Here is an 8,036-nt window from a genome sequence, read left to right on the forward strand (position 1 = left end):
CTCAGCAACGACACCAACATTCCGTCCCACGTTGTATTGCCATGAGCCAAGACCGCTACACCCCCAATGAGATCGAACTGAAATGGCAGGCCCGCTGGCAGGCGGACAATGCCTTTGCCTGCTCCCACCACAGCGACAAGCCCAAGTACTACTGCCTGGAGATGTTCCCCTATCCGTCTGGCAACATCCATATGGGGCATGTGCGCAACTACTCCATCGGCGACGTGGTGGCCCGCGTCAAGCGCATGCATGGCTATAACGTCCTGCATCCCATGGGCTGGGACGCCTTCGGCCTGCCGGCCGAAAACGCGGCCATCAAGCACAAGACCCACCCGGCCAAGTGGACGTACGCCAATATCGACAATATGCGCGCCCAGCTTCAGCGCCTTGGCTATTCCTATGACTGGTCCCGCGAAACGGCGACCTGCCGCCCGGAATACTATCGCTGGGAGCAGGAATTCTTCCTGCGCTTTCTGGAAAAGGGCCTCGTCTACCGCAAGAAGGCCCCGCAGAACTGGTGTCCGTCCTGCCATACCGTGCTGGCCAATGAACAGGTCATCGACGGGCTGTGCTGGCGCTGCGACAGCCGGGTGGAGCAGAAGGATCTGACCCAGTGGTTCCTGCGCATCACCGCCTACGGCGACGAGCTCCTGGACGACCTTGTCAAACTGGAGGGCGGCTGGCCGGAACGCGTGCTGGCCATGCAGCGCAACTGGATCGGCAAGTCCCACGGGGCGGCCATCGCCTTTGCGCTGGAAAAGCCGCTGCCCGGCAAGGAGCGCATCGAAGTGTTCACCACCCGCCCGGACACGGTCTTCGGCGTGAGCTTCCTCACCCTCGCCCCGGAGCACGAGCTGGTGGAACATCTGATCGAAGGCTGCGAAAAGGCCGATGATGTGCGCGCCTTCGTGACCCGCATCCGCAACATGGATCGTCTGGAGCGGCAGTCCGACGTACTGGAAAAGGAAGGCATCTTCACCGGCGCTTATGTGCGCCATCCCTTCACCGGCGAGCGCGTGCCCCTCTGGCTGGGCAATTTCGTGCTGGCGGACTACGGCACCGGGGCGGTCATGGGTGTGCCCGCGCATGACCAGCGCGACTTTGAATTCGCCCGCAAGTATGGTCTGCCCATCAAGGTCGTCATCTCTCCGAAGGACGCCTCCCTTGACCCCGCGACCATGCCTGAGGCCTACACCGGCGAAGGCGTGATGATCCATTCCGGGGACTTCGACGGCATGCCCAACACCGACGGCAAGCAGGCCGTGGCCCGCAAGCTGGAGGCGGACGGCAACGGCCGCGCCACCACCCAGTTCCGCCTGCGGGACTGGAACATCTCCCGCCAGCGCTTCTGGGGCGCGCCCATCCCGGTCGTCTACTGCGAGACCTGCGGCGTCGTCCCGGAAAAACGGGAGAACCTGCCCATCACTCTGCCGCTGGACGCCCAGATCAATGAAGACGGGCGCTCCCCCCTGCCGCAGATGGACAGCTTTACCCGCTGCACCTGCCCGCAATGCGGCGGTCCGGCCCGGCGGGAGACCGATACCATGGACACCTTCGTGGAGTCCTCCTGGTATTTTGCCCGCTACACCTCGGCCCGCAAGGAAGACGGCCCCTTCGACATGGAGGCCCTGCGCTACTGGATGCCGGTCGATCAGTACATCGGCGGCGTGGAACACGCCATCCTGCATCTGCTCTATGCCCGCTTCTTCACCAAGGCCCTGCGCGATCTGGGCTATTTCCCGCCGGAACTCGAGGAGCCCTTCAGCCGTCTGCTCACCCAGGGCATGGTGCTCAAGAACGGCAGCAAGATGTCCAAGTCCAAGGGCAACATCGTCGCGCCCTCGGAAATGATCGACAAATACGGCGCGGATACCGTGCGTCTGTTCTGCCTGTTCGCCGCGCCGCCGGAACGCGATTTCGACTGGTCCGACAGCGGCATCGAAGGCGCTTCCCGCTTCCTGCAGCGCGTCTGGCGGCTCTTCGTGGAAGAAGAGGGCCGCTTCCTGCCGGTACGCGGCTGCTCCGCCACGGCGGCGGACATGCTGAACGACACCGCCCGCGATCTGCGCCGCCGCGAGCACCTCACCGTCAAGAAAGCCGGTGAGGACATGTCGCGCCGCTTCCAGTTCAATACGGCCATCGCCGCCGTTATGGAGCTGGTCAACGCCATGTACCTTGCGCGCGAGAAAATGGGACAGGAAGAAGGCGACCGCCGTGTCTTTTCCTCGGCTATGGCCTCGGTGCTGACCCTGCTCTCGCCCATCACGCCGCATGTCTGCGAAGAACTGTGGGAACGGCTCGGCCACACGAGCTCCCTGCAGGACGAACCCTGGCCCGTCTGGGATGAAGCCGCCCTGCAGCAGGACAGCGTCACCATCGCCCTGCAAGTCAACGGCAAGCTGCGCGGCACCATCGACGTGCCCGCGCAGGCCGACAAGGCCGCCCTGGAAGCCGCGGCCCGAGATGACGCCGCCGTCCAGCGGCATACCGCCGGCCTGACCATCCGCAAGGTCATCGTCGTACCCGGCAAGCTGGTCAACATCGTCGCCAATTAACGAACAAACGCCCGCGCCGTCGTCCGGGAACATGGCCCGGACGGCGCGCGAAGGCCGACAATGTCGCATCCCGGATTCACCTTCCTCATCTGCCCGGACAGCCGCCTGCTGCAGGCGCACATGGAGGGCCTGCTCTCCTCCGCCAAGGCGGACAGCCGCTGGGAGCGCCATGTCTACTGGGGGGACGAGGACCCGCCCCCGCGCTTCTGGGAACAGCTCACCCTGCAGGGACTGTTCGGCACGCCGCGCGTGCTGGTGGCCCGGCAAGCGCATCTCTGGCCGGCCGCCGTCTGGAAAAAGATCTCCGCCGCCCTGGGACATCCCTCGGACCAATGCTGGCCCTTCTTCTGCCTTGAGGTGGCCTGGGAACGGGGCCAGCCCAAGATCCCCGCGCATCTGGCCAAATTGCGCTGCTTCGCCTATGCCGAACAGCAGGGCTGGGTATGGCGCAACGAAGGCCTGACGGAACGCGGCCTGAGACGCCATGTGCAGGAGCGGGCCACGGCGCTGGGACTGCGTTTCGCGCCTGATGCGCTGGAGCAGTTCTGCGCCTCCGTGCCGGTCGCGGCGCAGGCCGTGGAAAACGAACTGCAAAAGCTGCTCCTGCTGGCCCCCGCCGATACGCCCCCCTCGGCCGCCTCCCCGCTGCGGGTGGATGTCGCCATGCTGGCCACCGCCTCCTGGAGCCCGGATTGCAACGTCTTTGCCCTCATCCGTCATCTCGAGGCCGCCAATCTGCCCGCCGTCTGGAAGGAGCTCGAACGGGGCCGCCGCGACGGCGACAGCCTCATTTTCTCCCTGCTGGCCCTGCTGGCCCGCGAATTTCGTCAGCTCTGGCAACTCCTTGCCGGTGAGAAGGTGCGCCTGTCGCCGACGGATGCGGGCGCCAAACAGCAGCTTGCCCGGCGGCTGGGCTTTGACGGCCTGAGCCAGGGGCTTGCCCTGATCATGGATACGGAATGGCAGATCAAGAGCGGCCGCCGCAGCCCGGAACAATGTCTGGACTTCCTGGCCGCCGAGCTGTGCCGCCTGTTTGCCCGGGGCCGGAGCTGACCCGTGGCGCCCCTCGCTCGTGCCATGATTCTCATTCCGCCTTTTTCCTTTCTCTCCCCTTGCCTTGCGTCAAAAACGCCTTACCCTATGACTGCCCCGAAAGCCGTTTTCCCCTACCGGAACGGCCGCGGCAGAGAACGTACGCCCCATGACTGAAAGGACGCCCCTCCCCGCCGGGACCGCCGGCCATCGCGCCCGCCTGCGTCAGCGGCTGGCCCGTGACGCCCAGAGCGTGGAAGATTATGAGATTCTGGAACTGGTGCTGGGCTTTGCGCTGACCCGCAAGGACACCAAACCGCTGGCCAAGGAGCTGCTCCGCCGCTTCGGGAGCATCCGCGGCGTGCTGGATGCCCGGCCCGATGAACTGCTGGCGGTGAGCGGCTTCGGCCCGGGACTGCTGTCCCTCTGGCAGTTGTTGCGCGAACTGCTGGCGCGCTACCAGAGTTCCTCCCTGCGCCGCCGGGAAGAGATCGCCACCCCTGAGGCCGTTGCCCGGCTGGCGCGTACCCAGCTGGCCGCCTGCCCGCATGAGGAATGCTGGCTGGCCCTGCTCAACGGCGGCAACTTCCTTATTGGCTGGGAGCGTCTGCGGCAGGGCAACGTCAGCATGGTCCCGATCATGCCGCGCGATGTGCTGGAACTGGCTTTGCTGCGCAAGGCCCGCGGTATCATCGTGGTGCACAATCACCCCGGCGGACAGGCCCGGCCGTCCCAGCCGGATCTGAGCCTGACACAGGGACTGGATCACCTGGCGCCGCAAATGGGACTACGCATGGTGGATCATGTCATCGTTACCGAAAACGACTGCTACAGCATCCTGCAGGGCAGGTATCTCTAGGCAGTCGAGGAGATATACCTATGTCTGACAGCAAATTCGATCTGGAAAAGGCGCTCGGCGACATGCTGCGCGCATCGGGTCTGCCGGGCTCCGAAGAAAAGGAGGACGACGCCGAATCGCAGCAGATCCCTGATCAGCTCCCCGTGCTGCCCCTGCGCGATGTGGTCATTTTCAGCCACATGATCCTGCCGCTCTTCATCGGCCGCGACAAGTCCGTGGCCGCGGTGGAAGCCGCTCTCAAGGAGGGACGCCACCTGCTGGTCTGCGCCCAGCGCGACGAAGCCACCGAAGACCCCTCCCCCGCCGATCTTTACGATGTCGGCACGGTGGTGCAGGTCATGCGCATGCTCAAGATGCCCGACGGCCGCATCAAGATACTGGTGCAGGGCATCAGCCGGGCGCGCATCACGGCCTATCCCCGGCAGGAGCCCTATCTCTTTGCCCATCTTGAGCCCGTTGCCGACCCGGCAGTCCCTCAGGACGCCACGGTGGAGGCGCTGTTGCGCACCGCCCGGGAAGAGAGCGAAAAGGTGCTGCATCTGCGCGGCGTCGCCTCGCCCGACGTTATGAGCGTCCTGCAGGGGGTGACCGAGCCGGGCCGTCTGGCCGACCTCATTGCCGCCAATATCCGCATGAAGACGCACGATGCCCAGCGCATCCTCGAAGCGGTGGACCCCGTGGAGCGCCTGACGCTCGTCAATGCCCAGCTGCACCGCGAGGTGGAAGTGGCCACCGTGCAGGCCAGGATACAGAGCTCCGCCCGGGAGGGCATGGACAAGGCCCAGAAGGAATATTTCCTGCGCGAACAGCTCAAGGCCATCCGGCATGAGCTGGGCGATACCGGCGAAGGCGAGACGGAAGACGATGTGGACGAACTGCGCAAGGCGCTGGACAAGGCCAAGCTGCCCCCGGCCGTGCGCAAGGAAGCGGACAAACAGCTGCGCCGCCTCTCCGCCATGCACTCGGACGCCTCCGAAGCCAATGTGGTGCGGACCTATCTGGACTGGCTCGCCGAACTGCCCTGGAAAAAGTCCAGCCGCGACAATCTGGACATTGCCAATGCCGAGGCCATCCTCAACGAGGATCATTACGGTCTGGACAAGGTCAAGGACCGCATCCTGGAATTTTTGAGCGTACGCAAGCTCAATCCGCAATCCAAGGGGCCCATCCTCTGCTTTGCCGGCCCTCCCGGCGTGGGCAAGACCTCGCTGGGGCGCTCCATCGCCCGGGCCCTGGGCCGCAAGTTCCAGCGTATCTCCCTGGGCGGCATGCGGGATGAGGCGGAGATCCGCGGCCACCGCCGCACCTACATCGGCTCCATGCCCGGCCGCATCATCCAGGCCATCAAGCAGGCCGGAACCAATAATCCCGTCATCGTCCTTGATGAAGTGGACAAGCTGGGCTCGGATTTTCGCGGCGACCCCTCCTCCGCCCTGCTGGAAGTGCTCGACCCGGAACAGAACAACAGCTTCAGCGATCATTACCTGAACGTGCCCTTCGACCTTTCCCGGGTCATGTTCCTCTGCACGGCCAACCATCTGGACACCATCCCGGCCGCCCTGCGCGACCGTATGGAGGTCATCTCCCTGCCCGGCTACACCCTGCAGGAAAAGATAATCATCGCCCGCCGTCACCTGCTGCCCAAAAAGATCGAGGAAAACGGCCTCAAGGCGGGTGACGTGTCGCTGGATGACGCCGCGCTGGAAGCCGTCATCAAGGAATACACCCGCGAAGCGGGCCTGCGCAATCTGGAACGCGAACTCGGCTCCGTCTGCCGCAAGCTGGCCCGCCGCCGGGCCGAAGGCGAACAGGGAGCTTTCAGCCTCACGGCGCGGGATGTGGAAAAACTGCTCGGCGTGCCCCGCTTCATCGAGGATGAAAAGGACAAGGAGCTCCTGCCCGGCATGGCCCTCGGCCTTGCCTGGACGCCCGCGGGCGGCGAAGTGCTCACGGTGGAAGCCTCCGCCGTCTCCGGCAAGGGCGCACTGCTGCTCACCGGGCAGCTTGGCGACGTTATGAAGGAAAGCGCCCAGGCCGCCATGAGCTACATCCGCAGCCGGGCGGAAACGCTGGGCGTGCCCGCCGGCTTCACCACCGAACACGACATCCATGTGCATGTGCCCGCCGGCGCGACCCCCAAGGACGGCCCCTCGGCCGGCGTGACCCTGACCACGGCGCTGATCTCCGCCTTCACCGGCAAGCCCGTACGGGCCGACCTCTGCATGACCGGCGAGATCACCCTCCAGGGCCGCGTCCTGCCTGTGGGCGGCATCAAGGAAAAGATCCTCGCCGGGGTGGCGCGCGGCCTCAAACACGTCATCATCCCCCATCAGAACGTCAAGGACCTTGAGGAAGTGCCCAAAGACCTGCTCAAGCGTATCGCCGTGCACCCGGTCCGGCATTATGACGAGGTGTTGCAGCTTGCCTTTGCCGAAGGTTCTCTGAAGGGCGGCCATGCCGCCGCAAGCAAGGCCTCCCGCGCTGACAGCGGGAAGAAAAAGGACAAGGCCGAGCCGAAGACGAAAAAAACGTCCCGCCGCAAGGCCCCTGAAACGGCATAACGGCATCCCCGCGGGGGAGGAACTCCTCCCCCGCTCTTCTTCCTCCCATGCTCCCGCCGCCTCTCCCCTCACTGGATACGCTCATACAGCAGGCCGCCGCCCGGCTGCGCGCCGCTGGCGACGACAGTCCGCATATCTGCGCCCGCGCACTGGCGCAGGCAGTTACCGGCCTTGAGCGCACAGGGCTCATCCTGGCCGGGCCCCGTCCCCTTGCCCCGGAACTGGCCGCCCGACTGGACGATGCCGTTGCCCGCCGCTGCGCCGGGGAACCGCTGGCCCATATCCTTGGGCAACGGGAATTTTTCGGACGGGACTTTGCCGTCACGCCGGACACGCTCATCCCCCGCCCGGAAACGGAGCTGCTCGTGGAGCTGGCGCTCCAGCATATGCGGGAGACGGAAACACGCCATCCCGCCAGCGCCCCCCTCCGCCTTGCGGATCTTGGCGCCGGCTCAGGCTGCATCGGCATCACCCTCCTCGCGGAGCGCCCCCGCTGGCTGGGACTGCTGCTGGACATCAGCCCCGCGGCGCTTGCCGTCGCCCGGCGCAATGGCGGTACACATGGCGTAGCGCGCCGCCTCCGCTGCCTGGTCGCCGATATGGCCCACGCCCCGCTCGCCCCCCGCAGCCTGCATCTGCTGGTCAGCAATCCACCCTATATCGCCCATGCCGAACGCCCCGAGGTCATGGAAGACGTCCTGCGCCACGAGCCGCACGCCGCGCTCTTTTCCCCCGATGACGGTCTGGCCCATCTGCGCGCCGCCTGCCGTGCGGCAGCCGAAGCGCTCGTGCCCGGCGGCCATCTGCTGCTGGAGCACGGCTGGCGGCAAGGCCCCGCCGTCCGCGACATCCTGACCAGCTCCGGCTTCGACGACGTGACCACCCACACCGACCTTGCCGGGCACGAACGCTGCACGCAAGGGCGCTTATTGCGCTGATCTTTCGTTTTATTGGTGGGTTTTTTATTTTTTTTTTTTTTTTTTTTATTTCTGATTGAATTTTATGCAGTTGTCAACAAGATATCTAAAG

At 65.2% G+C, this 8,036-nt stretch carries 5 protein-coding genes; all 5 read left to right on the forward strand.

Annotated features, from left to right (window positions below):
• The first annotated feature begins 41 nt into the window (after positions 1-41).
• The 5 genes from leuS to prmC all read left to right on the forward strand — a co-directional run bounded on the left by leuS (position 42) and on the right by prmC (position 7,945).
• A complete protein-coding gene (leuS, locus tag Q0J54_RS08810; protein ID WP_296305102.1) occupies positions 42-2,555 on the forward strand; it encodes a leucine--tRNA ligase in 2,514 nt (837 codons plus the stop codon).
• 60 nt (positions 2,556-2,615) lie between these two features.
• Positions 2,616-3,608 carry a DNA polymerase III subunit delta gene (gene holA / locus Q0J54_RS08815; protein ID WP_296305103.1) on the forward strand — a complete coding sequence of 331 codons (993 nt, stop codon included), beginning with the start codon at positions 2,616-2,618 and terminating at the stop codon, positions 3,606-3,608.
• A 148-nt stretch (positions 3,609-3,756) separates the two neighbouring features.
• On the forward strand, positions 3,757-4,446 hold the full coding sequence (locus tag Q0J54_RS08820; protein ID WP_296305104.1) for a RadC family protein: 690 nt from the start codon (positions 3,757-3,759) through the stop codon (positions 4,444-4,446).
• A 62-nt stretch (positions 4,447-4,508) separates the two neighbouring features.
• Complete coding sequence (lon, locus tag Q0J54_RS08825) at positions 4,509-7,007, forward strand: endopeptidase La (RefSeq protein ID WP_296305106.1); 2,499 nt, start codon at positions 4,509-4,511, stop codon at positions 7,005-7,007.
• Positions 7,008-7,054: 47 nt separating this feature from the next.
• Complete coding sequence (prmC, locus tag Q0J54_RS08830; protein WP_296305105.1) at positions 7,055-7,945, forward strand: peptide chain release factor N(5)-glutamine methyltransferase; 891 nt, start codon at positions 7,055-7,057, stop codon at positions 7,943-7,945.
• Positions 7,946-8,036 lie beyond the last annotated feature (91 nt).

Origin of the sequence: uncultured Desulfovibrio sp. (genome assembly GCF_944324935.1) — a bacterium.
GTDB lineage: Bacteria > Desulfobacterota > Desulfovibrionia > Desulfovibrionales > Desulfovibrionaceae > Desulfovibrio.

Excerpts from the sequence above, each read along its gene's own strand:
- leuS (WP_296305102.1), top strand. The coding sequence starts at position 42 with ATGAGCCAAGACCGCTACACCCCCAATGAGATCGAACTGAAATGGCAG.
- lon (WP_296305106.1), top strand. The coding sequence starts at position 4,509 with ATGCTGCGCGCATCGGGTCTGCCGGGCTCCGAAGAAAAGGAGGACGAC.
- prmC (WP_296305105.1), top strand. The coding sequence starts at position 7,055 with ATGCTCCCGCCGCCTCTCCCCTCACTGGATACGCTCATACAGCAGGCC.
- Q0J54_RS08820 (WP_296305104.1), top strand. The coding sequence starts at position 3,757 with ATGACTGAAAGGACGCCCCTCCCCGCCGGGACCGCCGGCCATCGCGCC.
- holA (WP_296305103.1), top strand. The coding sequence starts at position 2,616 with ATGTCGCATCCCGGATTCACCTTCCTCATCTGCCCGGACAGCCGCCTG.